Here is a 25,726-nt window from a genome sequence, read left to right as displayed (position 1 = left end):
AGTTTGGGACTAATGCTCCAAACTCCTTTTATAAATTGAGAGGAGGAAAGGACATGAATTCAACATCCAGAATTCACTTTTTTAGTTACAAAAGTGCCTTTCTATTTTTTGGCTTCATTCTTGTTTTTAATTTTATCTTTAACAGATTAATGGATGCCTTTGAAATAAATAAACAATTATCACTGTACTTAGGAAATACCTTTGCCATAAGCGCAGGATTGACGATGGTTGTTTGTTTTGTTGAAGGTAAGTTTAAAAACAAGAAACAAGCAACACTATTATTCTTGTCTTTATTAGCGGTAAGTGCACTGGTTTGTTATGCAATAATCTATAAATGAATGAAGAATCCAGATTAGCTTACGATGAGGTGTTGGGGAAATGGAAATGGAAAAAGGGCTGAAGATTGCCACAATCGGTGGAGGCTCCAGTTATACGCCAGAATTAATAGAAGGATTTATAAAACGATATGATGAGTTGCCTATTAGGGAACTGTGGTTAGTGGATATTGAGGCAGGAAAAGAAAAACTGGAGATTGTAGGAACCTTGGCAAAACGGATGGTTGAAAAAGCAGGACTTCCAATGGAAATACATCTAACGTTAGACCGCCGTCAAGCCTTGCAAGATGCTGATTTTGTCACAACTCAAATGAGAGTGGGTTTACTTGATGCACGAATCAAGGACGAGAGGATCCCGTTGGAATTAGGATTAATTGGTCAAGAAACAAATGGGGCAGGAGGATTGTCCAAGGCATTACGAACGATACCCATACTTCTGGAAATTGCAGAAGAAATGGAGGAGCTCTGTCCTGATGCATGGTTAATTAACTTCACAAATCCAGCGGGAATGGTAACGGAAGCCCTACTCCGCTACAGTAAACATAAAAAAGTCATTGGAGTATGCAATGTTCCATTTAATATGCATATGTCTATTTCTAGCATGCTTGGTGTCGATATGAAGAGAGTGCACATAGATTTCGCCGGTTTGAACCACATGGTATTCGGGATGCATGTGTTCGTTGATGATCAAGAAGTAACAGATAAAGTGCTTGAAATGCTTGGCAATCCTGAAATTCAGCTGACAATGAAGAATATTGCCCCATTGGCTTGGAACAGAAGGTTTTTGAAATCCTTAGGAGTGGTGCCTTGCCCGTACCATCGGTATTATTACAAAACAAAAACGATTTTAGAAGAAGAGTTGGAAGCATTCAAATCAGGGAAAACCCGAGCTGAAGTTGTGAAAAAATTAGAAGAAGGTTTATTTGACCTATACAAGGATGAAACCCTTGACATCAAGCCTCCACAACTAGAGCAGCGCGGTGGAGCTTACTATAGTGATGCAGCATGTAACGTCATTTCTTCTATTTATAATGATAAAAAAGACATTCAAGTGCTAAATGTACAAAACAAAGGATCGCTGACTGATATTGATTATGATTCAGCGGTCGAAGTAAGCTGTATCGTCACAAAGAATGGACCAATTCCTTTGGCTATGGGTAAATTACCCGTACAAGTGCATGGCTTGATCCAACAAATCAAATCATTTGAGAGAATTGGTGCTGAGGCAGCCGTTACAGGTTCTTATGATAAAGCGTTATTGGCTTTAACGATCAACCCGCTCATCCCAAGTGATGACCTGGCGGAAATGGTTTTACAAAAACTTTTAAAAGCGCATGAAGAATACTTACCGCGATTCTTCAGTGGAAGTGCTGTTCCGAACATCAAGTGAATGGTGTTTTAACTAGTGAATCTGGATTACAGAAATCCAATGAACCTTCATAATCTAACATAAATGGGAGTGTAATGATATGTCAACTGAACTGAACAATAACGAAATGGAAATTTTTGAAATAATATCACATAGTGGAAATGCAAGAGGATTAGCATTCGAAGCACTGAAAGAAGCGGAAGAATTTAATTTTGAAAAGGCAGAGGAACTAATTAAACAAGGCCAGGAAGAATTGAACATGGCCCATAAGACACAAACCAAGCTCATTCAAGCAGAATTGAATGGAGTTCCAAGTGAGAAAACTTTATTGATGATTCATGCTCAAGATCACTTGATGACTGCAATGAGCGAACAAAAACTAATAGAACACATGATTCGCATAGTAAAAAAGCTAGCCCCACAACAGTAAAGAGGTGATTGAAAATGGGTAAACTCGGCATATCTATCTATCCAGAGCATTCAACCGTTGAAAAAGACATGGAATACATTGCACTTGCACACAAATATGGCTTCAAAAAGATCTTTACTTGCTTGCTTTCAATAGAAGGAGACAAAGAGAAGATTTTAAAAGAATTTAAAGAAACGATTCATTATGCCAATCAATTGAATATGGAAGTGATGGTCGATATTGCTCCCCGAGTATTCGGTTCACTAGGCATTTCGTATAATGACTTATCATTCTTTGCAGAATTAGGCGCGTATGGAATCAGGCTGGACATGGGTTTTACAGGCAACGAAGAGTCGATCATGACACATAATCCATATGGTCTAAAAATTGAAATAAACATGAGTAATGCAACGAGGTATCTAGAAAATATCATGGATTACAAACCAAATATAGAAAACTTAGTTGGATCGCACAACTTCTATCCCCATCGCTATGCAGGATTGAGCTATCCACATTTCATTAAATGCTGTGAGTCATTCAAAAAGCATAATATCCGCACGGCAGCTTTCATAAGCTCACATGCAGCAACGTACGGACCTTGGCCTATAATGGAAGGATTATGTACCTTGGAAATGCACCGGGAATTACCGATTACAACACAAGCGAAACATTTGTATGCAACAGGATTGATTGATGATGTAATCATAGCAAATGCTTACGCATCTGAAGATGAATTGAAACAGCTTAGCTTGTTAAACAGCGGTCTGTTAACATTTAATGTTAACCTTCACGAAACCATAACAGATTTGGAGAAAAAAATAGTATTGGAAGAATTCCATTTTTACCGTGGAGATGTTTCCGATTATCTAATTCGCTCGACTCAATCACGCGTGAAATATAAGAGCGAAGAATTTAAACCAACATATACGCCTGATATTGGACGCGGTGATATATTAATTGAAAACGAGCTCTATGGACAATATAAAGGGGAATTGCAGATTGCTTTGAAGAAAATGAAGAATTCGGGGAAAACCAATGTAGTTGGCCGAATAGCAGAAGAGGAAATTTTTCTCCTCGATTATTTGGAACCATGGGGGAAATTCCAATTCAATATTAATGGATCAGGGAAGGAACGGTGATATTCCTTCCTTTTTTACTGAATAGGAGAATGACATGAATTATATTATCGGTGTAGACGGCGGAGGGACCAAAACTGAAGCAGTGGCTTATGATATGGATGGTAATAAAATTAGTGAAGGCAGAGCGGGGTTTGGAAACCTGCTTATTAATGAAAAACAAGCCACCGCTAACATTATACAGGCAATTGAACAAAGCATGACTCCTATTGATGATGGCAGCTGCCTATACATTTGTTTAGGATTAGCCGGGTATGGAGGAGTTGAAAATCCGCAGGGCATAAAAAGTGCATTAAGCAAGGCATTTAAGGCCCCGTTCACCATTGTAAATGATGCAATTATCGCTCATGCTGCTTTGCTAAAAGGAAATGATGGCATTTTGACCATATCCGGAACGGGATCTGTAAGTATCGGCATCCATGAAGGAATCGAGAAATCGGCTGGTGGATGGGGACACATTCTTGGGGATGAAGGAAGTGGCTATTGGATCGCCATGCAGGCTTTTATAAGAATGACGCAAGAAGAGGATGAAGGGTATGAATATAGCCATTTAACCGAGTCGATACTGAAAAAACTTGGCTATCTTAGTGTAATGGAACTGAAGAAATTCATTTATTCTGCCACGAAATCCGAGATAGCCGCGTTTGTTCCCCTAATAGTCCAACATGCGGAGAAGGGAGATGGCTTCTCGCAAAATATTCTGAATCAGGCCGGGTACCACCTTGCAAAACAAACGCTTGAGGTTATCAAGAAGTTAAAGTTGTGCGAGAATGTTACAATTGCATTAAAAGGTAGCATATTGTCTAATGTACCATTGGTGCAAAGCTCATTCATCAATCATATTAAACTTGAAAACCCAAATGTGAAATTTGTTTTAGAAGACGTATCAGCTACATTGGGTTGTTACTACATAGCAATGAAGCATTTAAAGTAAGTAGATCAAGGAGAGTAAATCATATGCACGGCGAAAATATTATATTGAGAATTGAAAGTTTATTGAACCAATTGCCCAAATCAGAAAAGAAAATTGCACAATATATTTTAGAAAATCCCAAAGATATAGTAAGAATGACGATACATGAATTGGCCGACCATGCCAACGCAAGCAGTTCGGCAGTAACGAGGTTCTGTCATTCCATAAAAGTTAATAGTTTTTCAGAACTGAAGGTATCCCTATCATCCCTGATTTCCCAGCCGGAGAAAAAAGGTTTCCATGACATTGAGCCTAATGAAACAATAGCATCGATCAAAAATAAAATTGTGTCCAACTCTGTCCAGGCAATACAAGAAACGGCACATTATTTGGATGAGGCCGTTCTTGACAATATCATTGAAACCATGAGGAGTGCAGACGTGATTTATGTCTATGGTTTAGGGGCATCATGGCTCGTTGCTGAAGATATTACACAGAAATGGTTACGGTTAGGAAAGATTGTAAGTGCCAATCAAGACCCGCATATTACGGCCACTGCACTTGCTGCATCATCAAAGAATACCGTTTTTTTCTGTATATCCAATAGTGGCGAAACTGAAGAAATCCTGGAACTCGTTGATATTGCTAAAGCATATGGCATTAAAACAATTGGTTTATCGCGATTGGGGAACAATGGACTAACTAAAAAAGTTGATATGTCACTAAATCATGTCCGTGCACCGGAGGCTAAATTCCGAAGTGCTGCAACAAGTTCGCTTTTTGCCCAATTTCTAACGGTCAGCATTATTTTCTATGCGTATGTTTCTAAATACTATAATGAAAATAAAAACGAAATTGAACGTTCAAGGGAATCGGTACTGAAATTCACAAAAAGGAATGTGGATACCTAAATGCGGGCCTAATAAAATGGATAAAATCAACGAACCTAAATTTTAGCTTGAGATGTTCCCAATCAGGATGCCTTGTAAAAATATACATCACGATGAAAGGAAGATGTAAGCTGAATGATCCAAAAGAGTTCTCCGAGTCCCATTTATCATCAACTTGAAGAGGAGATTAAAGGAGCGATTCAAAGTCTTGAATTGGTGCCAGGAGAGATGATTCCTTCAGAAAAAGAATACACTGAAAAATATGGCATAAGCAGGATGACGGTGAGACAGGCCATTTCTAACCTCGTGAATGGCGGTTATTTATACAGGCAGCGCGGAAAAGGAACCTTCGTTGCCGAACAAAAATCGGAGCCGCCCTTGCAAGGTCTGACTAACTTTACAGAGGATATGATTTCAAGAGGACTTAAACCAAGTACGCGAGTTATCAGTTTTACGGAGGTCAAGGCAGATCATGAACTTGCTGCAAATCTTGAGGTTGAAGCAGGAACTGCTATTTTCGAACTTGAACGTGTAAGGCTTGCTGATCGGTTGCCGATGGCATATGAAAAGCTATACATCCGTAAAGATCATGCCCTGGACCTTACGGAAGAAAAAGCTGTAAGTGCCATTCATGATTATGTTGAAAAAAGGTTCGGCTTAAAAATCCAGCATGGCAAACAGGTAATTGAAGCAGCCATCGCTCAAAAAAAAGAGGCGGAAATGCTCGGGGTAGCTGAATGTTCCCCTGTATTGCTGATAGATCGAAGAAGTACCCTTGAAACGAATCAACCACTTGCGGTTGTCAGATCTGTCTACCGGGCTGATCGATATACATTCAAAATCAATTTGGAGCGGTTATCGTGAGCAAAATGGGAGTAATAATCCCGTTTACAAAAAGATTACTAAAAAACCCCCCCTGCCCAAATATGGACAAGGGGGGTTTTTAGTAGAATATCATTTTTCAAGTTTGAGAATTTGCCAGATAGAAAGGAAAGATACGGATTAACAATCCAGGACTTTCATTATTTCGCTAAGCTTTCTGTCAATCGGTTTTCTTTCCAAATGACTGTAATGCCAAGGCCAATGACGATAATGACAGCAGCGAAAAGATAAGGGTAGTGGATGTTTACGTCAAAAAGCAATCCTCCCATGGATGGCCCGGCGATATTCCCTAAGCTCGTATAGGTGGAGTTCATTCCAGCAACGAATCCTTGTTCTTTTCCGGCAGCTTTTGATAAAAATGTCGTCAATGCCGGACGAAGCAGGTCAAATGCAAGGAATATGAAGCAAGTTACCACTAGTACTGCCAAAAAGCTGGAAATCATAGTGGATGCTACCGCAAAAATGGCCCCGACGATTAAACATAATTGGATAAGCTTCTTTTCGCCGAGAATATCTACCAGCTTTCCAAACATGAATACCTGTACAACAACTCCGAAAATAGAGCTTATAGTAATGATAATGGCAATATCCTTCGGCGTGAAACCGAATTTATGATCAGAAAATAGGCTAAACACCGTTTCATAGGCTGACAAACCAAAAGCGAGTACAAATACAATGATGAACGCAATGAAGTAAAGCGGATTCAGAGATTTTTTTAAATCGCCGATAAAGTTCGTTTGCTTTGTATTAGCAGAAACTTTTGCAAGCTGTTCCTTTGTCATCGGTTCTTTTAAAATGAATATTGATGAAAGGCAAGCTATAAAAGCAATGCCCGCCGCAAGGAAGAAGGGCAAGCGTATACCATATTCTGCAACAAAGCCACCGATTCCTGGTCCTATTATAAAGCCCAAGCTAATGGCGGCTGAAATATAGCCCATTGCTTTTGGCCTTTCTTGAACGGATGTAATGTCCGCAACATATGCAGTAACACCAGGCATGATAAAGGCGGCACTGATTCCGCCTAGGATCCTAGATAAATAAAACACCGACACATTTGTCCCTACACCGAAGATTAGTTCAGAAACACCAAAAAGGAATAAGCCGATGATGATGATTTTCTTTCTGCCGTAACGGTCAACCCAACGACCTGCGAAAGGAGACATGACAAGCTGTGAAACCGCAAATACGGCAACCAGATAGCCCATCGTGCTTCCGGATAAATGCATGATATTCATAAATGACGGCATAACGGGGATGATGAGTCCTATTCCCAGAAAAGCAATGAATATATTGCTTAGAAGAATAATTAATACCGCCTTTTGATCTTTAATTTGTTTATTCATGTTTTAACACCACTTTCTTTGTGAATCATTTTTGCGAAATACCCCTCCAAAACACTTTCCAGGAGGCTGATAATTTATCATTTAGCCGTTTCTCATCATTGCCGTATACAAGCTCAAGCAAAATGGAATCCACGACTCCCAAGAATGCATAGGTCGGAGTTATGGCTTCATCTTCGACGATTAATTTGGCATTGATCCAATCATGGAATTTACATTCCAGGATCGCCTGCACCTTTTCCTCGATATCGATCACTTCCTGCCCGATTTCTTTTTCAAGATGCGCTGGCGGAAAAAAGGACATACGCAGCCAAAACTTTATATGCTCATTTTTTTGGAAAAGGTCGATGACCAATTGAAGGAATCCGTATAAATCTTTTTCAGGATTTTTTGAATCAACTTTACGGAAATATTGGAGCTTCGACGATAGCTCCGTCTCTTTCGCATCACGTAAAACTTGCAGGAAAAGATCATCCTTGCCTTTAAAATGAGCGTAAATGGATTGCTTTTTCATGCCGACTTCTTCAGCTATTTGAGAAAGCGAAGCTCCTTCATAACCATGAATCGTGAAATATTTTAGAGCGGCTTCCTTAATTTCATTACTTTTCAATAATATCACCTCATAATTTAACGAACGTTCGTCAGTTATAATAGCAAATTACATAAATATATGCAAGCGAATATGTTCATAAAAAGGTAATATGCCCGAAATCATTGATAATTATGGCGCTATATTTGAAAAGGACATAGCTATGCACTCAAGGCTACTCACAAAATTCCTGCATATAATTCTATATGGAAATTAAAGAGGCAGGTGGGATGAAGTTGGATATGTATGACATCAGAAATGAGATTCATTACTATTACACAAAAATACAAGAAACGAATCATCCTTATTATTGGTACTGTTTGGCTGAGACCCAAAGCAGGGCCGGATTAACAAATGAAGCACTGAAGACGATAGATAACGCCTTGTCGTTTCAGAATCCTTATCCTTCCAAACAGGAACTGCTAGTCATGCAATGGAACCTCCAAACCGTTCTTTCAAGACAAATGAACTCAAACTTAACAGTCATAGTGACCTCAAAACAGGGAGATATTGATGGGGACGGGATAAAGGACAATGTTTTTCTTACCGCTAACAAAACCCCTGATAGTCCCTTTTGGAGGAATATAACCTTGGTTATCCATAATGGGAGGACTAATCAATATGAACAAGTTCCAATGAAAAATGACGCAGGATATAATCCGACCCTTTTTCTTGGTGATTTTACAGGTAATGAGGGGGATGACATATTAGTGGTCATTGATACAGGAGGAAGCGGGGGTTCCATTTATGCGTATGTTTTTTCCTACCTTAACGGTAAACCCATGACCATTTTTAATTCAGATTCATTCAATGAATCCTTTCAATACGATGTTAATTATCAAAACCAATACAAAGTGAAGGTGAACAGTCATTACCTAAAAGAAAGGTACATTCTTGACCTGACTTATAAGGATCAGGAATATTTGTCTGAAATTTATAACAAGGAAGGTATATTGAAGGCGCCGATTGAAGGATGGGTCAATCCTTTATCTGGTTTATATCCGGTTGATTTCAATAGAGATGGCATATATGAGCTCGAAGCGTATCAGAGGATCGCAGGGAGGTACAATGCCGACTCACTGGGATTTGTACAGACCGTATTGAAATGGAACGGGAAAGCATTTGCTCCTGACCGGCAGAATGTGGCTATATTTGGAAAGGGAATATAGCACAAAGGAATAGATGGTCATGTACAAGGTGCAGGCAAAATCTTCGCCCAAAAGAAACCGGAAAATATTCCTGGCAATGGTTCACCTGACTGTGTTCATTGAGGAAGAAAAATGAACCGGCTTTCTATACGATTTAACTTCGAAGGGGTTTAATGCATATTGGAATTTTTAGTAGGCAATGCCTACACGTGCTTTTAAATAATCGTTACTTTTTATTTGACTAAATGCAAATTCTGCTGTATCCGGAACGGATATTTCAACCCCATCCTCCGGCAAAAAGTCGCCTTCTATACGATATATACCAACTCTTTTTCCATCCGGCAAATACGTTGGACAGACAATTGTCCATTGTAGTGTTGATTGTTTAAGCAAATCGAAAACTTCATGATGTTCTTTCGCTGCACGGGTAGACTTCTGCTTCGATTCACTTGTCTGATAACGCAAAGAATTTGGGATTGTTCTACTTTGGAGGATACCTGCCGTTCCAATGGTAATAATTCGTTGTATACCTTCGTTTTCCATAGCTTCGATAATTAGTGGCATACTTTCTGATAAAGTCGTTGTCCCATCTGTATTAAGTGCACTAATAACTACATCAATTCCATGCATGGCGCGTACGATATCATCTTTATTTAAAACATTACCTTGAATGATGGTTAAGTTGGCATTGTTTATAGCAATCTTCTCTGGAGTGCGAACTAAAACCGTAACATGATGATTGTCTTGCAGACCATAAATAACTAATTGACCCCCAACTCGTCCAGTTGCACCCAAAATTAAAATATTCATGGAAACGACCTCCTTTTTATCTAATATAATTATTCCACTAACATTGTATCGTCATTTTCAACTAATGGGGAGTTTTGTGCATTAAATCATTATAATCCAGTGTTTGCTGGCGGTACCCCATGCCCAAGAGCATTTTCCCACAATCTTGTTGTGGGTATATTTTTTCCTCAACATTGAATTCATCCAAAACTTTATTGTGGATAGCTTAATGAAAGATTACCTATTTCCTGCTTCAGAAATTAAATAAATTTTTTATAAAATTATTCATATTTAGACAAAATTACTAATTTTTGTTTTATAAAGCCTTTCTAATATGAAATTCTGTTATGTCCAAGCTCACTTATTCCTTTTCCATATACTAATAAAAAAAGGAGGTGAGAAAGTGAGTAAAAGTAAGAATAGCTCTTCACGCAAGGATGAAGAGAAATTGAGTAATAATGAGCATAGCTCTTTACGTAAAGATAAAGCGAAAATAGAATCGGCACAGCAAGAGTGTATTGATCGTGCTTATCGTATTCCTATATTTTTAAGTACGACGACTCATTTAAATGACAACCAACAACGGTTTCTAAACCGTCTAATTTTAGAGATTGAGAATGCTTTGCTTTTTCCGCGTACATTACCATTAAGCGAAAGTTATCCTGAATCCATTTTAACTGATATTCGTCGGTTAGTTTCATCAAGCTATGGAATGTTGGCAGTAAACCTTCGTCGTTTTAAAATTCAAACAGTTGATGTCAATGCAGGACCCCTTCCACCTTCCACTCCATTCTGGACAGGATCAGTTTATTCACAAGTAGAACCTTCAATGGCTTTTCAATTTGGTCTACCCTTTTTATTAGTAAGGGAAGAAGATACTGACGCAAATAATGGAATTTGGGCAGGAGGAATTGCCCCACTCAACCTATTTATAGTTTGGCATTCTGAAACTCAAACTGTAGATCAATTCTTTAACACTCCTGAATGGAGATCAGCCTTTGCAAATTGGAGTGCACAAGTAAGAAATGCTTTTTATATACAGACAGAGCCTCAGTTCAAGTACAGATGTGAATGAAACCCTGGTACTTTAGCAACAAGTCGAAAATATACAATGTTTAGTTCACCTTTATATATTTTCGACTTATTCACACAAAAACAAATATTTCCTTTTTGTTATCACGAACAAAAAGATTTACTTCATAAAAACAGACTTTATAGAAGAGAGACGGCCGGGTCTGGTAACATCCGAAGGCTTTGCGTATATTTTCGTTAAAATTGTGGCCGGACCCCATCGCCATCAAGCTAGGTGAATTTGTATCATCATAAAAAAACGAGAGTTTCAAAACTACTTATCACCATCTTCTCTACGACAATTAGCAAAAGAAGTTGGTGTTGTTCAACGTACAACTAAATATCAAGCACAAGAATTAATTGCTTTATGTGTATGGTTTAGTCAACAGTCGCGAGTATCACCCATTCACACAATTGTGTAGCCGCCTCGAAGCATCTACAGGTGTCCTCATGAGCCCTGAGGGGTGGGGAGTTCCTCCACGTTTAGTAGGAAAAGCGAGGGAAAATGATAAAACCACTTTCGGTTCCACGGGTTTACTAACCATTCAATCGAAAGGCTTATACATAAGGGATTTAGGGTATTTCGACTTACACGCTTACAGAAAATGAATGATGAAGGTGCTTACTAAATCTCACGTTTGAAGTTGAATTCTCGTATATATCGTAAGAATGATGAACCAGTTTTTTTTGGAATGGGACTGTGAAGAAAGGTACTCTCTTTATTCAGTTAGAACGGAGGAGTTTTGAATCAATTTCAACATGGATGTTTTTTTGTCATGCGTTATTTTTAGCGTTACCATAGCAAATTAAAGAGAACATCCCTGTATATTATCTCTTGCGGGCGTACCTTGATGGCGATGTGGAGGTATCCCAATAAGAAAAACGTTCGTTGATAAGGAAACAAAACGGGCCGCTCAATAGCTTCATGAGGGGCCCATTTAACGTGAAAAAAATATAAAAACGTCTTAAAACAAGTCAATAGCGACCACAATTTTGCCCCTAATATCCCTGTCCTTCTTTCGATTTTAGAAAAGCATCAACGGATTCATCCAATAATTTTTCCCGATTAGGATCTTCATTGACATCTGTATCCACTTCCATCACGTCGTTTAATCGACTAACCTGACTTTTTGGCTGAGCTGGATTATTTTTTTCTTTTGGCATATAAACTCCTTCTTGAACAGTTATTTTTTATTTAGTATGAACGATTTATCCAATATTCACTAAGATTATTTCCGCTTCTTTCCCAAAGTGAGTCCGGTTGTCTTAATGGAAGGTTGAAACAACATACACGATATTCTTTCGGTTATCATTGACTGAATATTATAAATATTGTAATATTTATTTTGCGTATTTGTTTTTTTTTGAAACGAGGTTTTATATTCGAAACAACTGGGTTTTCCTTGTGTACAGTCAAATAATCTGACAGGAGGTTTTTGTTATGAAGAAAAGAATAAGAAATACTTCGTTTGGTTTTTTGTTGGTAGTGACCATAATTCTATCATTATCATTATTTCTTCCTTCATTTGGCCATACAGCGGTCCAGCAAACCGATTTTAAAGTAACCCTATTAGGTACAGGTTCTCCACTTTTAAGTACATCCCGCTCCGGTCCAGCTACTCTTGTAGAAGTTGGTAATGAAAAACTCCTCTTTGATGCTGGACGCGGAACCGCTTTACAATTATATAAAGCGAATATGTTACCAGGAAGTGTTGATAAGTTATTCCTTACGCATTTGCATTCGGATCATACAATCGGTATACCGGACGTATGGCTTACAGGTTCCTTACCAACAGGAGGAAAAAGAGAGCAAGCATTTAAGATTTGGGGACCTAAGGGAACCGAGAAAATGATGGTACATATGAATAAAGCATTTAAAGCCGATTTGGATGCAAGGGATGACTCTGGAAATGGGAACGTTGAAGGAGCAAGTATTGTCGCAAATGATATCAAGGAGGGTATTGTCTATAACAAAAAGGGAATTGAAGTAATAGCCTTCAAGGTTGACCATAAATCAATAGAGCCTGCTTTCGGTTATCGGGTCAATTACAAAGGACATTCAGTAGTTATCTCAGGCGACACCCGCTATAATGAAAATCTTATAAAATTTGCCAAAGGTGCTGATGTGGTGATTCATGAGGTTGCAGCGGCAAAACCGGATAATGAATCTGAATCAATCGCCAATATACTTGATCTTCACACTACACCGGAGGAAGCAGGTAAAGTCTTTAGCCAAATACAACCAAAACTTGCTGTGTACTCACATATAGTATTATTGGGAGGATTAACAGAAGAAAAAGCTGATTTGCTCGAAAGAACTAAAAAAACATATGAAGGAACTGTGTTAGTAGGGGAGGATTTACTATCCATTGAAATAGGGGAAGAGGTACAAGTACAACAGCCGGTTAACGAGGCGAACTAAGCTAAAACGGACCAGCTTCTGCTATTTCATGAATGAGAGGGCTTACATCCAAGGAAGGTTGCTGATGCAGCCTTTTTTCTTAATGTTAATAAAGGGACAGGCTGTTTCAAAAATGTCGATAGTTAACTCAATTGATAAAATTGGAGAAGTGTTAATTCCAGAAGAACAATGAAGAGCAAAAGGAATATCATTAACGAAAAGGGCGCTTGAATTTAATAAAAGGAAAGCACATATTATGCGTGACTAATATGTGCTCTTCTTTTTAGGAATTTATAATGTTTTAGGTCTTGAAATAAGGTTTATTCAATAAGGAAGTATAAATTAAAGATACCCATTTAATACTGTGCCAAAAAGATCGAATTCAGGATCTTTTGACTGGGCTTTTGGAGGGGCTTCGGATCGCCCTATTGAAGAGTTGATACCACCTTGAACTGACTCTACAAGGGTTTCGTCATTCTCTTTATGCAATGGGTTATCAATCATCCCAAAATCAACTCCTTTTTATAAGATAAACGAATGGTTAGTTATTAATTCCCTAAATACTTTTATTTTATGCAAAAAAATATGGTGATGACTGGAATTTCCATTGAAATGAACGGAGAAAAACGTGTAAGCAATCGTGATGATTTTTATGACAGGATGCATAATGACTATTTTATGCCCATAAAAAAAAATGGTACCGATTCATTGATCAGTTGAGGGATTTTGGTCTTCGGCCTTCTTAGCAGCAAAAGGATTGAAAAAGTTCATTACACATGTGGTTACAGGAAGCTCTAATGATCGGACCTGTTCTCATTGAAAGGTTAAAGTGGAGTGAGAATCCTTTCCTTTTTAACAAAGTAAGCCCACTCAGAAAAGCCGATCTCCTTTAGTCTTTTTTTAACTAGTTCAAATTCATCGCCAATACGTTCCGGTGTATGCGAATCCGATCCAAAGGTTACCTTCACATCATAGAAAAGAGCTCGTTCTAAAATGTCATCTGCTGGATACCACCCACCACAATCTTTCGTTTTACCAGAGGTATTAATCTCAATGGCGATATCTTCTGAACTAATGATTTTTAGCGTTTTTTCAATACTGTCTGTCTCAATGGAAGAAAAGGCTGGATAAAAACCTTTCATTGCATCAATATGGCCTAAGATTTGGAACACTCCGCTTTTAGCCGATTTCTGTATTAATTCATAATATTCATCCTTTACTTTTGACTGTTCTCTAGAGCTTAAGCCATCCCAACGACCTCTTTTAAAAATGCTAATATCCTGAACATAATGAACAGATCCAATTATGTAGTCAAAAGGGTGTAAAAGATATTGATCGCGGTAGACTTCAATGTGCTCAGGGAAGAAATCACTTTCCATTCCTAATAACACGTGAATTTTGCTTGCATATTTCTCTTTTAAGCGAAGTACTTCCTCAATATAAGGAACTAATTCACTTTTTGCCATTGCAGTAGTTGGGTAGAGATGGTCGTCCTCACTATAAAAGTATGGAGAATGGTCAGAAATCCCAATATAATGCAAGCCGTATTCGATGGCTTGCTTTACATAATCCTCAATTGTGCCGATAGCATGTCCACAGCGTTCATGGTGAGTGTGGAGATCAAATTTTATTGAATTCGTCATTTACTTAGTCCTCCTAAAGTGAACCAGATTGTCTTATTTTATCATATCCAAAATTCATATCCTTTCTCACAAAAGAAAGAAGATTTATACCTTACTACCCTCGAAAACGAATTTCTATCTTACGGATTTAATTTTATACCCATCAATTAAAGATATTTTAGTTCGAGTAATTGTATAAAGGTTGAATTCCCAAGACAAACTAGAATGTCCAAATATGTAAAAAGAAAGGGAAGATACTGAATGACAAAGGTATTGTATATCACGGCTCATCCTCATGATGACAAACAATCTTACAGTATGGCTGTTGGAAAAGCATTTATTGACACATATAAAGAAGTAAATCCTAGCCATGAAATTGTGAATATTGACCTTTATAAAGAAAATATTCCTGAAATTGATGTGGATGTTTTCAGTGGTTGGGGGAAACTTCAAGCTGGAAAGGGTTTTGAAGAACTCTCGTCGGAGGAGAAAGCGAAAGTTAGTCGGCTCTCAGAATTATGTGAGCAATTTATAGCCGCCGATAAATATATATTTGTATCGCCTTTATGGAATTTTTCATTCCCGCCAGTTTTGAAAGCGTATATTGATTCCGTAGCTGTTGCAGGTAAATCATTTAAATACACCGAACAAGGCCCAGTTGGTCTTTTAACTGATAAAAAAGCCTTGCATATTCAAGCTCGCGGTGGTATTTATTCAGAAGGACCGGCAGCTGAACTGGAAATGGGTCACCGATATCTAAATATCATTATGCAATTCTTCGGAGTGCCTTCCTTTGAAGGCCTATTCATTGAAGGGCATGCAGCAATGCCTGATAAAGCACAAGAAATTAAAGAAAATGCTATAGCACGTTCAAAAGATCTAGCTTCTACTTTTTAAATCAAGGAGCCAACAATTTTTGTTGGCTCAGTTTGTCGACAAAAGGGGTTCGGAATTAAAAAATTCTGAACCCCTTTTGAAATTCCCTCTGAATTTCGCCTAAAGTTAAAGAGATTGGGGCTCTACGAACCCACTATGTTAGGCCGTTTTTGGTCCTCGCCATGTCCAATTGGCCTTCTTCTTTAAATTAATGGCAGCGAAAGTAAGCCATATTTGTTTCAACTATGGTTTCCATTATTGAATGAAGGTCAGCTTAATTAAAATAACTGGATCAATACTTGGGCCTCCTACCTCTGAATACATATCTTTCACCGAGTCATAAAAAAGGGAAGTCAATGGTAGCCTCCAGTTTACGAACCAAATGGTTCGGTGGCACCAGTTGATCTAAAGTAATCATTTCAAGTTGATCTCGCTGAAAAGAATCATGTTTAGAAAGCATCCTCATCACCTCAGGTTTTAATACTTCTATATTTAAAACAAAAATGACTCCAGGCAAAAGTGTTCTATCTAAAAGGTAAGACAAAGTTGATTGGAGCGGGTGTACGAGACTCCTGCTTAGAAAAGCGAGTGCCCTACGTTCCAATCAACGTCCAATTTATACAAGCCATAAAAATAGACATACTCGATTTTCATCGAGTTTGTCTACAGTTTGAGCCAACAATTTTTGTTGGCTCTTTTTTTGTCAAAATAAAAAATAATTATATGTATGAATTCTTCTTCACCAATCATAGCGCATTAAGACTTCGTATTTTATCCCCAAGTTAAAATCTAGACCGCCCTAACGTCGTTCCAGCATGAAATTATATTAATCATTGTATAAAAAGTCAGAAAAATATAAAATGTACTTAAATCGGAGGGCTTCTTCTTATTTCATGAGTAAGGTTTTCAAATTGTTCCACTATCATTTAAATATTTATTTCTTAAGAGAAAAGAGTGGTTTTTATGATGAAAGACATTAAAAATATCTATTGTGTAGGTCGAAACTATGCCTTGCATGCAAAGGAATTGAATAATGAAATACCAACTTCCCCTTTTTTATTTTCAAAACCGACTCATTCGCTCGTGAAGGCACACGGTCAGTCGATTACTTTGCCGAGTAATCAGGGTTCCGTTCACTTTGAAACTGAACTTGTCATACATATCGCAAAACAGTTCGAATCAGGAATGAAAGTAGATGAAATAGTAGATTCCATGGCCATTGGGTTGGATCTGACACTTAGAGATGTTCAATCACAGTTAAAACAGAAACAGCATCCTTGGCTTTTGGCTAAAGGATTCAAAAATTCGGCAGTTGTTAGTGATTTTATTCCGTTTCCAGGTATTGAAGCATGTGAACAATTAGATTTTTCCCTTTTTAAAAATGGAGAGCGTGTACAGGTCGGGAATATTAAAGACTTACTTTTTGATTTGCAAACCATTATAGAATTTACAGCAGAGCATTTTGGGCTTGGAAAAGGAGATATAATTTATACCGGTACTCCAAGTGGCGTCGGTCCTCTTTCAGATCAAGACCAGCTTTCACTTAACTGGGGTGGAAATGAAATAGGGTCCTGTTCTGTTACAATGGGTTAAAGTAAAAAAGCAGTCATTTTGACTGCTTTTTTTATGGATTAGCTCAATTTTAGACAAAAAGAAGAAACTCGTCTAAAATAACCATATAACATACATGGATGGCACGCACTTTTTTAAAATAAGTTTAACCATTACATTATGGCTTGGTAAAATTATTTTTTATGGAGTATCTTAGAACAATTTATATGCCTTATGATAATCAATTAAAGTGCCAAATTTTAATTATATAGGATGGAACAGGGTGGAATGTGCATGAAAAACAACCAAGAAAAGAAGTATTTAGATAATTGGCTCTCGATTACAAATATTCAAATGAGCATTACGAATGAGCTGGAAAGTGCTTTGCAAAAAAATCATAACCTTTCATTGAAAGAGTTTTACGTTCTTTACTTTTTATCCAAAACAAGCGAAAAACAATTGAGGCTACAACAATTACAAGAGATGGTAGGATTAAGTCAAAGTGCTATATCCAGGCTGGTAGTCAGGCTTGAAGCAAAAAGCTGCGGCGTATTACAAAGGCAAATATGCGAAGATGATCGAAGAGGTATTTATACACGGTTAACTACATTAGGTGAAGAAAAACTACAAATATCCTTAAATACTGTTCATGAAATTCTGCACTCTGCTTTTTCAAAAGGAAACCTTCAAGAGGAATTGCAATCCTTAATCGAGAAATTATAATATGGTCCTAATATCCCTTAATAACGTGAAGTCGGTTATTTCTATATATTTTAGATAGGAATATACCTTTAGCCCAGTAAGGTAATAATGAACGGATCTGTTGTGAAAGAGAGACGTGTTTATCCGGATTTGAATGTAAGCGCATGCATTTAAGAGGGGTGGAATAGATTTGTTTTACCAGCGAGGATAAATTAGTTTAATAACTAATAATGTTCCGGGAAATGGATATATCATAATAAAGACGAACTGTTATTTTTAAAGTATTTTCTAAACAAAAAAATGCCAGGACGGAGGATTGTTAGCTCCTGGCATTTTTTTAGAGAGAAAATTGAACTCTCTCTTTCTTTACTTTGACGTTTTGTTGCTGGATTTCCCCCTATATAAATATAATTAATAATTAAAGAGAAGGAATCACCCCTTCTCTTTTTAATTGGCTCTTTTCGTAAAGATTGTTGTTTTTAAAACGAAACTATTTAAGGTTGATTGGAGCGGAAGTGCGAGACTCCTGCGGGAGCAGCGGGACAGGTGAGACCCCACAGGCGTTTACACCGAGGAGGCTCACCGCCCGCACCAAGGAAAGCGAGCATCTGGAGGGGAAATCAACCACAACTCACTACCTGGTTAAATAGCAACAAAGTATGTGAAAACAGCCTTTTAATTTAATAATCCATCAACAGCATCATAAAAGACGACGAACTCCATTATCAAAGGAAGATCACTTACTGCGGCAAATTATTTGAAACTATTTTCATTTTTTGACGTAATACTATCAGGGATAATTTAGAAATCTCATAAAAAACAAATGGATTTCCTGTTCTTTCTAATTACGCCCCATTATACATATAAATTCTAATATAGGTTTGACGAAGGGAAGAGGACGTATGTTTAAAAAGATCTTAGCCAGCTTAGGAAAAGGAGCTGCAACTGTAGATTTACAATGTGACAATCATAATTATCAAGCTGGAGAAAGCATTCAAGGGCAGATAGTCATTCAAGGCGGTGAGGTGAAACAGAAAATCAATCAAGTGACTGTCCGGTTGAAGATGAATGTGGTATTAAACCAAGGAAGCGTTACTAAGGAAGTTGCACAAATACCATTAATTAATCGAGATTGTATTCAGCCCAAAGAACGTAAGGTCATTCCTTTTCATTACGTCCTACCTGCGAATTTACCTATTTCAAGGGGAACTGTCTCATACTATCTGGATACACATCTTGATATTGAGGGCGGGGTCGACCGCAAAGATGTAGACCGGCTAGTCATCCAATCCCAGGAATCCATCACATCCATTTTTAATGCAATGGCTCAATTAGGATTTCGCGAGACAGCTGACTCAGGTAAACTCGATCAATATGGACAGGAATTTGCTTTCTTTCCCACTCAACAATTCATGGGACAAGTAAATGAAGTGGAAATGCGGTTTGCCAATGAAGAATCAGGTATCCGGGTCTGGATGGAGGTTGACTGTAAAAGCGGCTACAAGGAAATTGAAGCGAAACGAGAGTTTCTTTTAAATCAAGAAGTTCTTGAGCAAGAAGACGATCTTCATAAACTACTTGGAAATTATATATCGGAAGCTATTGAACAGCCTCATGCTTTTACACAGCCGTTCTCTTATTCCGCAAACCATCCTCATGGTCGCTCTTCCCAAATGGGAAACGCTATACCTGGAATGGTTGGTGGATTAGCAGTGGGTGTTTTAGGGACTATGTTATTCACTGAGATGATGGAAGGTTTTGATATGGAGGAGATGTTTGAAGAAGCAACAGAGGAATTTGATGGGGGATTTGATTCATTTTTTGATAATGGGGATGGGGAATCCTAAAAATAATTAGGGTATGTTATAAAATAAAAAAAGGCCCACTAATCAGTTCTTGAGTAAGAATTAGTAAACAAGCGTTACTTACTTTGATCAGTAAGTAACGCTTGTTTTATTGTTGTTTTTATAAGCAAGGAAGAGAATATTTAATAGTGCACTTGCTTCCTATTGCGCTCCGATTTTCCCCTTAATCCTCCTATATTTGGAAAAGTTTTATCCATCAGACTAAAATCTCCGTTCTCCTTTCCCGGAACAGTTCACTAAAAACGAAGTCATAGATAGCCGATTGTGATAAAGGATTAGGTGAAGATCATGAAGGAAAATGAAGAAGTGATGGAGAGAAAATATGAATGTTCAACTATGATAACCACAAAGTTAATGGATTTGACATTCTTTCATCTTCTGAAAATAGCCCTTCGTTTTTTGGTTTGGCGTGAAAAAAATGAATAAACAATCATATAAGGCTAATTCTATAGACAAGAATGTTAAAAAGGAGATTATATCGTGAAGCCATATGAAATAAAAAATATGATTATTGATGACGAGTTTAATGGTGAAGAATCGGTTACAGCTGACTTTACTCACAATGATAAAGATTATAGCATTACTTTAAAAAAAGAAGATCTTGAAATAATTAATGCATGGGTTTTTGAGGATGGTTCATCTCTTCCTGCAAACTTATCAGGTACTATCATTGAATCATTAAGAGAAGATATTAAAAAGAGAATCTAGTCATTGGCACTAGAGCTTTTTTTGTCATTTTCTTAATCGAAGAAAATAGGCTTTTAAGAAGTTAATTCCCAATAAGACCCAATACGGAGCTAACTAAAGGTACTATTGAGGACTTTAATAAAAATACGAGTGAAAGTTAATTCACTCGTACTTTTTTAAAACGATAGCTGCATTATGACCTCCAAAACCAAATGAATTGGATAGACCAGTACTTATTTTCACTTTCCGAGCAACACCTGGTACATAATCCAAATCACATAATGAATCAGGCTTTTCTAAGTTGATAGTTGGAGGAATAATTCCTTCCTTTAAACTTTTTGCCAAAGCAATTGCTTCCACGCCTCCAGCTGCTCCTAACATATGACCTAGCATAGATTTATTAGCTGTTATTGGGATTTGATAAGCTTTTGATTCAAATAGCTTTTTAATCGCTAGTGTCTCAGATAGATCTCCCACTTCTGTACTTGTTGCATGTGCGCTAATAACATCAATCTCTTCTGGAGAAACATTTGCGTTTTTCAAAGCCATTTTCATTGCAAGGTAGGCTCCTTTTCCTTCTGGGTGTGTAGCTACCATATGATAGGCATCAGAACTTGCACCATACCCTATGACTTCAGCATAAATCTTTGCATCTCTGCGTAAAGCGTGAGATAAAGATTCCAAGATTAAAATTCCTGCTCCTTCTGACATGACAAATCCATCTCGATTTACATCAAAAGGACGGCTAGCTTTAGCTGGATTATCGTTTCTCGTTGATAAGGCTGTAGCATTACCAAAACTAGCTAGTGATAAATCTGTAATAGCTGCCTCTGCTCCTCCAGCAAAAACGGCATCAGCTTCTCCAAAGCGAATAAGCCTGAATGCTTCACCAATAGCGGTATTTCCGATTGCACAAGCAGAAACAGGTGACATAGTAGGTCCCATTGCGTTCCATTTAATACTAATTTGGGCTGCGGCAGCATTAGAAATCATGGCTGGTACTAGGGTTGGACTGACTCTTCTTGGACCTTTCTCTCGAAGAGTATCCACATTTTCAATCAATGTTTCAATTCCTCCTATCCCCGAACCAACATATACGCCAAGTCTTTCTAGATTGATATCATCAATATCTAATTTAGAATCAGTCCAAGCTTGTTCAGCAGCAGCCAAAGCAAATTGGGAAAAGCGATCTAGACGTCGGGCTTCATTTTTTCCTAAAGTATCATCTGCATTAAAATCACGAATAATTCCAGCAATTTTTGCTTTATGGTTGCTCACATCAAATGTATCAATAGAGGAAATGCCTGACTTACCTTCAGTCAGATTTCTCCAAAATTTTTCTACGTTGTTTCCAATAGGAGAGACTACTCCCATTCCGGTAATAACGACTCTTTCCATTTTTCATCACCCCAAATGAATAGTATACTCGTATTATACTTCAGGGTTATCCTATTACAAGTGAGCGTTTATCCTGGTATAATAACTACCCGGTTAAATGGTTATGATGGAGGGTTTAGAAATGAATGATAAAACCAGACTTGAAGCTTTGTCTACATTTTTGAAAACGAAGCGATCCCAAATTAAGCCTGAATCTATAGGTATACCTGCTGGTACCCGGAGAAGAACACCTGGCTTACGAAGAGAAGAAGTTGCACATTTGGCGGGAGTAAGTACTACTTGGTATACGTGGCTAGAACAAGGTCGGGATATAAAGGTCTCTACAAGCGTATTGGATTGCATATCTACAGCTCTGCAATTAAATAATGATGAACGAGAGTATCTATATGATTTAGCTTTAGAAGTGAAATCATCCATTATTCATCGAAAGAAGGATCAGCCAAAACTTAGTCCTTCTTTGGAAAGAATTTTAGCGGAGTTAACGTATTGCCCTACTATCATTACAGATCGACATTGTCATATTGTAGGCTGGAACAATGCTGCCGCTCACGTATTTCTAGATTTTGAACAACTTCCTGATGACCAAAGAAATTTGATCCATCTATTATTCACAAGAAAAGAATTAAAATCATTAGCTGTGAATTGGGAGCATTTTGTTAAAGGGTTTCTTTCCATTTTTCGTGCCTATTATGGTCACTACTTAGGTGATGAGTGGTATAACCTATTTATTAAAGAAATGAGTGATTCTCATCCGGAATTTCAATCTTTATGGCAAGAAAGTCAAGTGAGTAAAGCTCCAGAAATGATGATTGAATTTAGACATGCCAAAGCCGGTAAGATGCTGTTTAATTTAACTTCTCTCCAAGTCCAGGGGGACATGGACCTAAGATGCAGTATCTATACACCAGTAGAGGGAACAGCTACGGAAGATAAATTAAAAACGATTTATGAAAAAAATCTCGATTGAAAGTTAATAAACCAGCATATCTACAGTCTATGAAATAATACTCGCAAAATACTTCAACTAAGGTGCTTTACTTCAATAAGGCAGGTTGCTGAGGCAGCCTTTTTCATATGGCACGAATGGGACAGTTTAGTTTAGGTATATTTCTTCACCAAATAATAGAAAAACCCGGTTATCCTAGTTAGGCAAAGGAAAACCGGGTTTTTTCTTTAATTGGTTCTAAAGCAATAACAATTGCAAAAGATGGTTTCATCGAACCAGCTTTAACACCAAATAATTTGCTCATGAAGTATTGCTACCAATCGATTCGTTTTCCATCTTTGAAGAATCCCCCGTTAGGTCCTTCAGCTCCAGTAGTAGCTAACCAAAGGATAGATTCGGCAGCTTGCTCAGGAGTTCTTGGAGCAGATGGTCCCCCCATATCTGTACTTACCCATCCCGGGTCGACCGCATTTATTTTGATATCAGATTTGATTTCTACAGCTATTAATTGTGTCAATCCATTCAGGGCAAATTTGGACATTTTATAAGCCCCTACTCCTGGATATGACATTTCGCTCATTGCCCCATATTCTGAGGAAACATTGATGATTCTCCCATAGCCTTGTTTTTCCATGAGGGGAATAAAGGAACGGATCATATGGTAAACTCCAAAGAAATTGGTTGCCATTGTATTCTCTAAAATTGATGGATCCATATTCAATAATTGTTTATTCTCATCCAGATACACGCCAGCATTATTAATCAATACGTCTAATCTTCCATACTTCTCATTTATTGCTACCGCAGCTTGACGGATGCTTTCTTGATTATTGACATCTATCGACACAAACGAAACGTCCAGATTTGACTCCCTAAGTTGTTGTATCGCTTTATTACCCATCTCCGGATCCCGACTTGACAAAATAACCTTAAAACCTATCAAAGCTAATTGTTTGACCAATTCATATCCAATTCCTCTATTTCCGCCTGTGACAAGTGCAACTTTCGTATCCTTTGACATGTTAATTCCTCCATTTTTCGGATAATAATTTTGAGCAGAGGAGATTTCTCCAGTTAAAGCTTGTAAACATTCCGAGAAGAAATTGAAAGGCTGTCAAGATTTTCTCGACAGCCTAAATTTCAGAAAATGAATAGCTCTTAGTTTTATCTTCCTTTTATTATTACCAAGGTTGACTTGTTGGTCCAATTGTAAACTCATTAATGTTCGTATCTTCTGGCTGATCAATAGCGAATGCCACAATATTGGCAACTCTATCAGGTGCAATACCATATTGTTCGTACAGCGCAGTCATACCTTCCGAAATATTCTTATCAGTAATCGTATCCAGCAATTCCGTGTTGATCGCTGCTGGATAAATAGTTGCTGTGCGGATGTTAGTACCTTCTTGGGCAGATTCCATACGCAAAACTTCCATTAAATCACGAACAGCCCATTTTGTTGCTCCATAAACAGCACCGCCTGGGTATGCTTTAAGCCCAGCTACTGATGACGTAGTGATGACATGTCCAGACTTTTGCGAAGTAAATGTTGGCAATACTGCTGCAATACCATTCAATACACCTTTAATATTAACGTCAACCATGCTGTTCCACTCGTCAGTTTTTAATTCGGAAAGTGGTGAATTAGGCATTAGTCCAGCGTTCAAGAAGATTACATCAACACCGCCAAAAGTGTCTTTAGCTAGTTGAACAAGCTGCTGACTATCATCTGGGTTAACGACATCTGTGACGCGATAAGCCACTTGACCACCGTTCGATCTAATTTCTTCAGCTAATTTCGCTAAACGCTCTTCACGTCTTGCGCCAAGTACAACTTTTGCACCTTTTTCAGCTAACAGCTTAGCTGTTGCTTCCCCAATACCTGAACTTGCGCCTGTAATTACAACCACTTTGTTTTCAATTGTCATTTCGTTTCATCCTTTCATGTAAAATAAAACTACAATTGATGTTTTCTCGACATCTGTCTATAATTTAAAATATAAATTTAAACAAAACAAGGCATATAAATCGTTAATTTAATCAGTTTTGTTGTTTAAACAACAAATCAATAAAAATTGTTGACTATCTCAAGGAAAGTATGGTGTTAATATGGCAAAAGTGGATAGAAGAATTGTAAGAACTCAAGAAGCAATTAAGAAAGCATTTCTTGAATTGATGTCTGAAAAAAATTTTGATAGCATGACCATTCAGGATATTTCTGACAGGGCAAATATTAACCGTGCAACTGTTTATCTCCATTACTTGGATAAATTTGATCTGTTGGATAAAATCATAGAAGAACATATCAATAACATGGTTAACCTTTGTGAATCGGAAGCTGAAATGGATTGGATTGAATCGACTGTACACTGCATGGAATATCTTGAACGTAATTATTTATTTTTTTCGACGATGTTGGCAAGTGAGGGAGCTCCGTACTTTCGCAGCCGGTTTGTTCAGCATAATATCGAAGAGTTCAAAAAAGACGTGGATATAACAAAAGGAAAAAATTTTGGTCAAAGTGAAGATGTAGTTGTCGAATTTGTGGCAAATGCTTATGTAGGTGTAGTGGAATGGTGGTTAAAAAATGGGATGCCTTATACACCGGAGGAAATGGCAGAGAAGGTAGGGGACTTATTAGAGAGGATTTTATAGAAAATGTTAAGAATTACAAATAAATATTTGACTATTCTGGAAATTATTGATAATATTTACGCATAAAAGAATCAATCGGCAATGGCGCCTGTTTCAATAGCTAATAACGAGCTATTGGGCAGGCGTCTTTTGCATTTTTCAGGGGGGGATAA

Annotated in this window: 27 protein-coding genes and 2 pseudogenes; 19 read left to right on the top strand and 10 right to left on the bottom strand. The window is 37.7% G+C overall.

The features are described from left to right. Positions 1 to 53 precede the first annotated feature (53 nt). The 7 genes from OTG27_RS04340 to OTG27_RS04310 all read left to right on the top strand — a co-directional run bounded on the left by OTG27_RS04340 (position 54) and on the right by OTG27_RS04310 (position 5,916). The gene (locus OTG27_RS04340) at positions 54 to 338 is read left to right on the top strand and encodes a hypothetical protein (protein WP_063575835.1); all 285 of its coding nucleotides are present in this window, start codon (positions 54 to 56) and stop codon (positions 336 to 338) included. Positions 339 to 378: 40 nt separating this feature from the next. Further along, positions 379 to 1,725 (top strand): 6-phospho-beta-glucosidase, encoded by a 1,347-nt coding sequence (locus OTG27_RS04335; protein WP_307730006.1) that lies wholly within the window; start codon positions 379 to 381, stop codon positions 1,723 to 1,725. 79 nt (positions 1,726 to 1,804) lie between these two features. Then, the gene (locus tag OTG27_RS04330) at positions 1,805 to 2,134 is read left to right on the top strand and encodes a PTS lactose/cellobiose transporter subunit IIA (RefSeq protein ID WP_034307713.1); all 330 of its coding nucleotides are present in this window, start codon (positions 1,805 to 1,807) and stop codon (positions 2,132 to 2,134) included. A gap of 14 nt (positions 2,135 to 2,148) precedes the next feature. Further along, positions 2,149 to 3,252 (top strand): DUF871 domain-containing protein, encoded by a 1,104-nt coding sequence (locus OTG27_RS04325; RefSeq protein ID WP_268936321.1) that lies wholly within the window; start codon positions 2,149 to 2,151, stop codon positions 3,250 to 3,252. A gap of 34 nt (positions 3,253 to 3,286) precedes the next feature. Beyond that, complete coding sequence (locus OTG27_RS04320) at positions 3,287 to 4,183, top strand: N-acetylglucosamine kinase (RefSeq protein WP_268936320.1); 897 nt, start codon at positions 3,287 to 3,289, stop codon at positions 4,181 to 4,183. Positions 4,184 to 4,206: 23 nt separating this feature from the next. Continuing rightward, positions 4,207 to 5,073 (top strand): MurR/RpiR family transcriptional regulator, encoded by an 867-nt coding sequence (locus OTG27_RS04315; RefSeq protein ID WP_054400352.1) that lies wholly within the window; start codon positions 4,207 to 4,209, stop codon positions 5,071 to 5,073. 114 nt (positions 5,074 to 5,187) lie between these two features. Beyond that, positions 5,188 to 5,916, top strand: a complete 729-nt coding sequence (locus tag OTG27_RS04310) for a GntR family transcriptional regulator (protein ID WP_268936319.1) — start codon at positions 5,188 to 5,190, stop codon at positions 5,914 to 5,916. Between the two features lie 158 nt (positions 5,917 to 6,074). On the opposite strand, the gene OTG27_RS04305 is transcribed toward OTG27_RS04310, so the two are convergent. Together OTG27_RS04305 and OTG27_RS04300 are read right to left on the bottom strand one after the other, a co-directional pair. After that, entirely contained in the window at positions 6,075 to 7,277 is a 1,203-nt protein-coding gene (locus tag OTG27_RS04305) for an MFS transporter (protein ID WP_268936318.1), read from the bottom strand. 25 nt (positions 7,278 to 7,302) lie between these two features. Then, positions 7,303 to 7,893, bottom strand: a complete 591-nt coding sequence (locus tag OTG27_RS04300) for a TetR/AcrR family transcriptional regulator (RefSeq protein WP_308789433.1) — start codon at positions 7,891 to 7,893, stop codon at positions 7,303 to 7,305. Between the two features lie 398 nt (positions 7,894 to 8,291). Here OTG27_RS04300 and OTG27_RS04295 point away from each other — a divergent pair, with 398 nt between their 5' ends. Continuing rightward, positions 8,292 to 9,032 carry a VCBS repeat-containing protein gene (locus tag OTG27_RS04295; RefSeq protein WP_268936432.1) on the top strand — a complete coding sequence of 247 codons (741 nt, stop codon included), beginning with the start codon at positions 8,292 to 8,294 and terminating at the stop codon, positions 9,030 to 9,032. 168 nt (positions 9,033 to 9,200) lie between these two features. On the opposite strand, the gene OTG27_RS04290 is transcribed toward OTG27_RS04295, so the two are convergent. Further along, complete coding sequence (locus tag OTG27_RS04290; RefSeq protein ID WP_063575842.1) at positions 9,201 to 9,821, bottom strand: NAD(P)-dependent oxidoreductase; 621 nt, start codon at positions 9,819 to 9,821, stop codon at positions 9,201 to 9,203. 427 nt (positions 9,822 to 10,248) lie between these two features. On the opposite strand from OTG27_RS04290, the gene OTG27_RS04285 reads away from it, so the two are divergent. Further along, positions 10,249 to 10,875, top strand: a complete 627-nt coding sequence (locus tag OTG27_RS04285; protein WP_268936431.1) for a hypothetical protein — start codon at positions 10,249 to 10,251, stop codon at positions 10,873 to 10,875. Between the two features lie 235 nt (positions 10,876 to 11,110). Then, positions 11,111 to 11,604 (top strand): annotated as a pseudogene (locus OTG27_RS04280) (transposase); the annotation flags it as partial. 266 nt (positions 11,605 to 11,870) lie between these two features. Here the strand turns inward: OTG27_RS04280 and OTG27_RS04275 are convergent. After that, positions 11,871 to 12,035, bottom strand: coding sequence for a hypothetical protein (locus OTG27_RS04275; protein WP_153246145.1), 165 nt, complete (start codon positions 12,033 to 12,035; stop codon positions 11,871 to 11,873). Positions 12,036 to 12,312: 277 nt separating this feature from the next. Here OTG27_RS04275 and OTG27_RS04270 point away from each other — a divergent pair, with 277 nt between their 5' ends. Then, positions 12,313 to 13,293, top strand: a complete 981-nt coding sequence (locus tag OTG27_RS04270) for an MBL fold metallo-hydrolase (RefSeq protein ID WP_268936317.1) — start codon at positions 12,313 to 12,315, stop codon at positions 13,291 to 13,293. 321 nt (positions 13,294 to 13,614) lie between these two features. Here OTG27_RS04270 and OTG27_RS04265 read toward each other — a convergent pair whose 3' ends face one another. Both OTG27_RS04265 and OTG27_RS04260 read right to left on the bottom strand, forming a co-directional pair. Continuing rightward, the gene (locus OTG27_RS04265; protein ID WP_268936316.1) at positions 13,615 to 13,776 is read right to left on the bottom strand and encodes a hypothetical protein; all 162 of its coding nucleotides are present in this window, start codon (positions 13,774 to 13,776) and stop codon (positions 13,615 to 13,617) included. Between the two features lie 320 nt (positions 13,777 to 14,096). Further along, positions 14,097 to 14,915 carry a histidinol-phosphatase gene (locus OTG27_RS04260; protein WP_268936315.1) on the bottom strand — a complete coding sequence of 273 codons (819 nt, stop codon included), beginning with the start codon at positions 14,913 to 14,915 and terminating at the stop codon, positions 14,097 to 14,099. A 240-nt stretch (positions 14,916 to 15,155) separates the two neighbouring features. Between OTG27_RS04260 and OTG27_RS04255 the strand changes: the two genes are divergently transcribed. Then, a complete protein-coding gene (locus OTG27_RS04255) occupies positions 15,156 to 15,791 on the top strand; it encodes an FMN-dependent NADH-azoreductase (protein WP_268936314.1) in 636 nt (211 codons plus the stop codon). A 237-nt stretch (positions 15,792 to 16,028) separates the two neighbouring features. On the opposite strand, the pseudogene OTG27_RS04250 reads toward OTG27_RS04255, so the two are convergent. Next, positions 16,029 to 16,230 (bottom strand): annotated as a pseudogene (locus tag OTG27_RS04250) (transposase); the annotation flags it as partial. A 506-nt stretch (positions 16,231 to 16,736) separates the two neighbouring features. Here OTG27_RS04250 and OTG27_RS04245 point away from each other — a divergent pair. The 5 genes from OTG27_RS04245 (at position 16,737) to OTG27_RS04225 (ending at position 20,596) form a co-directional block, all read left to right on the top strand. Beyond that, a complete protein-coding gene (locus OTG27_RS04245; protein WP_268936430.1) occupies positions 16,737 to 17,363 on the top strand; it encodes a fumarylacetoacetate hydrolase family protein in 627 nt (208 codons plus the stop codon). Between the two features lie 252 nt (positions 17,364 to 17,615). Then, positions 17,616 to 18,044, top strand: coding sequence for a MarR family winged helix-turn-helix transcriptional regulator (locus OTG27_RS04240; RefSeq protein ID WP_063593914.1), 429 nt, complete (start codon positions 17,616 to 17,618; stop codon positions 18,042 to 18,044). Between the two features lie 881 nt (positions 18,045 to 18,925). Further along, positions 18,926 to 19,870, top strand: coding sequence for a sporulation protein (locus OTG27_RS04235; protein WP_268936313.1), 945 nt, complete (start codon positions 18,926 to 18,928; stop codon positions 19,868 to 19,870). A 306-nt stretch (positions 19,871 to 20,176) separates the two neighbouring features. After that, positions 20,177 to 20,314, top strand: a complete 138-nt coding sequence (locus tag OTG27_RS04230; protein WP_268936312.1) for a hypothetical protein — start codon at positions 20,177 to 20,179, stop codon at positions 20,312 to 20,314. A 54-nt stretch (positions 20,315 to 20,368) separates the two neighbouring features. Then, positions 20,369 to 20,596, top strand: coding sequence for a hypothetical protein (locus tag OTG27_RS04225; protein WP_063575845.1), 228 nt, complete (start codon positions 20,369 to 20,371; stop codon positions 20,594 to 20,596). Between the two features lie 141 nt (positions 20,597 to 20,737). Here OTG27_RS04225 and fabF read toward each other — a convergent pair whose 3' ends face one another. Beyond that, the gene (gene fabF, locus OTG27_RS04220) at positions 20,738 to 21,973 is read right to left on the bottom strand and encodes a beta-ketoacyl-ACP synthase II (RefSeq protein WP_098186878.1); all 1,236 of its coding nucleotides are present in this window, start codon (positions 21,971 to 21,973) and stop codon (positions 20,738 to 20,740) included. A 121-nt stretch (positions 21,974 to 22,094) separates the two neighbouring features. Between fabF and OTG27_RS04215 the strand changes: the two genes are divergently transcribed. Continuing rightward, on the top strand, positions 22,095 to 22,940 hold the full coding sequence (locus tag OTG27_RS04215) for a helix-turn-helix transcriptional regulator (protein WP_063575847.1): 846 nt from the start codon (positions 22,095 to 22,097) through the stop codon (positions 22,938 to 22,940). A 292-nt stretch (positions 22,941 to 23,232) separates the two neighbouring features. On the opposite strand, the gene OTG27_RS04210 is transcribed toward OTG27_RS04215, so the two are convergent. Next, positions 23,233 to 23,940 (bottom strand): SDR family oxidoreductase, encoded by a 708-nt coding sequence (locus tag OTG27_RS04210; RefSeq protein ID WP_268936311.1) that lies wholly within the window; start codon positions 23,938 to 23,940, stop codon positions 23,233 to 23,235. A 160-nt stretch (positions 23,941 to 24,100) separates the two neighbouring features. Then, entirely contained in the window at positions 24,101 to 24,847 is a 747-nt protein-coding gene (locus OTG27_RS04205; RefSeq protein WP_034307681.1) for an SDR family oxidoreductase, read from the bottom strand. A 181-nt stretch (positions 24,848 to 25,028) separates the two neighbouring features. Here OTG27_RS04205 and OTG27_RS04200 point away from each other — a divergent pair, with 181 nt between their 5' ends. Further along, positions 25,029 to 25,574, top strand: coding sequence for a TetR-like C-terminal domain-containing protein (locus OTG27_RS04200; protein ID WP_268936310.1), 546 nt, complete (start codon positions 25,029 to 25,031; stop codon positions 25,572 to 25,574). Positions 25,575 to 25,726: the final 152 nt, after the last annotated feature.

This window comes from Peribacillus sp. AS_2 (genome assembly GCF_026891895.1).
GTDB lineage: Bacteria > Bacillota > Bacilli > Bacillales > DSM-1321 > Peribacillus > Peribacillus frigoritolerans.
Note: the sequence above shows the minus strand (reverse complement) of the source record. Positions and strands in the feature narration are given on the sequence as shown.

What these genes read in the sequence shown, in the direction of transcription:
- OTG27_RS04275 (WP_153246145.1), bottom strand. Translation starts at nt 12,035, where the DNA reads ATGCCAAAAGAAAAAAATAATCCAGCTCAGCCAAAAAGTCAGGTTAGT.
- OTG27_RS04305 (WP_268936318.1), bottom strand. Translation starts at nt 7,277, where the DNA reads ATGAATAAACAAATTAAAGATCAAAAGGCGGTATTAATTATTCTTCTA.
- OTG27_RS04310 (WP_268936319.1), top strand. Translation starts at nt 5,188, where the DNA reads ATGATCCAAAAGAGTTCTCCGAGTCCCATTTATCATCAACTTGAAGAG.
- OTG27_RS04255 (WP_268936314.1), top strand. Translation starts at nt 15,156, where the DNA reads ATGACAAAGGTATTGTATATCACGGCTCATCCTCATGATGACAAACAA.
- OTG27_RS04260 (WP_268936315.1), bottom strand. Translation starts at nt 14,915, where the DNA reads ATGACGAATTCAATAAAATTTGATCTCCACACTCACCATGAACGCTGT.
- OTG27_RS04205 (WP_034307681.1), bottom strand. Translation starts at nt 24,847, where the DNA reads ATGACAATTGAAAACAAAGTGGTTGTAATTACAGGCGCAAGTTCAGGT.
- OTG27_RS04320 (WP_268936320.1), top strand. Translation starts at nt 3,287, where the DNA reads ATGAATTATATTATCGGTGTAGACGGCGGAGGGACCAAAACTGAAGCA.
- OTG27_RS04240 (WP_063593914.1), top strand. Translation starts at nt 17,616, where the DNA reads ATGAAAAACAACCAAGAAAAGAAGTATTTAGATAATTGGCTCTCGATT.
- OTG27_RS04295 (WP_268936432.1), top strand. Translation starts at nt 8,292, where the DNA reads ATGCAATGGAACCTCCAAACCGTTCTTTCAAGACAAATGAACTCAAAC.
- OTG27_RS04245 (WP_268936430.1), top strand. Translation starts at nt 16,737, where the DNA reads ATGAAAGACATTAAAAATATCTATTGTGTAGGTCGAAACTATGCCTTG.
- OTG27_RS04230 (WP_268936312.1), top strand. Translation starts at nt 20,177, where the DNA reads ATGAAGGAAAATGAAGAAGTGATGGAGAGAAAATATGAATGTTCAACT.
- OTG27_RS04290 (WP_063575842.1), bottom strand. Translation starts at nt 9,821, where the DNA reads ATGAATATTTTAATTTTGGGTGCAACTGGACGAGTTGGGGGTCAATTA.
- OTG27_RS04235 (WP_268936313.1), top strand. Translation starts at nt 18,926, where the DNA reads ATGTTTAAAAAGATCTTAGCCAGCTTAGGAAAAGGAGCTGCAACTGTA.
- OTG27_RS04330 (WP_034307713.1), top strand. Translation starts at nt 1,805, where the DNA reads ATGTCAACTGAACTGAACAATAACGAAATGGAAATTTTTGAAATAATA.
- OTG27_RS04340 (WP_063575835.1), top strand. Translation starts at nt 54, where the DNA reads ATGAATTCAACATCCAGAATTCACTTTTTTAGTTACAAAAGTGCCTTT.
- fabF (WP_098186878.1), bottom strand. Translation starts at nt 21,973, where the DNA reads ATGGAAAGAGTCGTTATTACCGGAATGGGAGTAGTCTCTCCTATTGGA.
- OTG27_RS04265 (WP_268936316.1), bottom strand. Translation starts at nt 13,776, where the DNA reads ATGATTGATAACCCATTGCATAAAGAGAATGACGAAACCCTTGTAGAG.
- OTG27_RS04315 (WP_054400352.1), top strand. Translation starts at nt 4,207, where the DNA reads ATGCACGGCGAAAATATTATATTGAGAATTGAAAGTTTATTGAACCAA.
- OTG27_RS04215 (WP_063575847.1), top strand. Translation starts at nt 22,095, where the DNA reads ATGAATGATAAAACCAGACTTGAAGCTTTGTCTACATTTTTGAAAACG.
- OTG27_RS04270 (WP_268936317.1), top strand. Translation starts at nt 12,313, where the DNA reads ATGAAGAAAAGAATAAGAAATACTTCGTTTGGTTTTTTGTTGGTAGTG.
- OTG27_RS04325 (WP_268936321.1), top strand. Translation starts at nt 2,149, where the DNA reads ATGGGTAAACTCGGCATATCTATCTATCCAGAGCATTCAACCGTTGAA.
- OTG27_RS04200 (WP_268936310.1), top strand. Translation starts at nt 25,029, where the DNA reads ATGGCAAAAGTGGATAGAAGAATTGTAAGAACTCAAGAAGCAATTAAG.
- OTG27_RS04335 (WP_307730006.1), top strand. Translation starts at nt 379, where the DNA reads ATGGAAATGGAAAAAGGGCTGAAGATTGCCACAATCGGTGGAGGCTCC.
- OTG27_RS04210 (WP_268936311.1), bottom strand. Translation starts at nt 23,940, where the DNA reads ATGTCAAAGGATACGAAAGTTGCACTTGTCACAGGCGGAAATAGAGGA.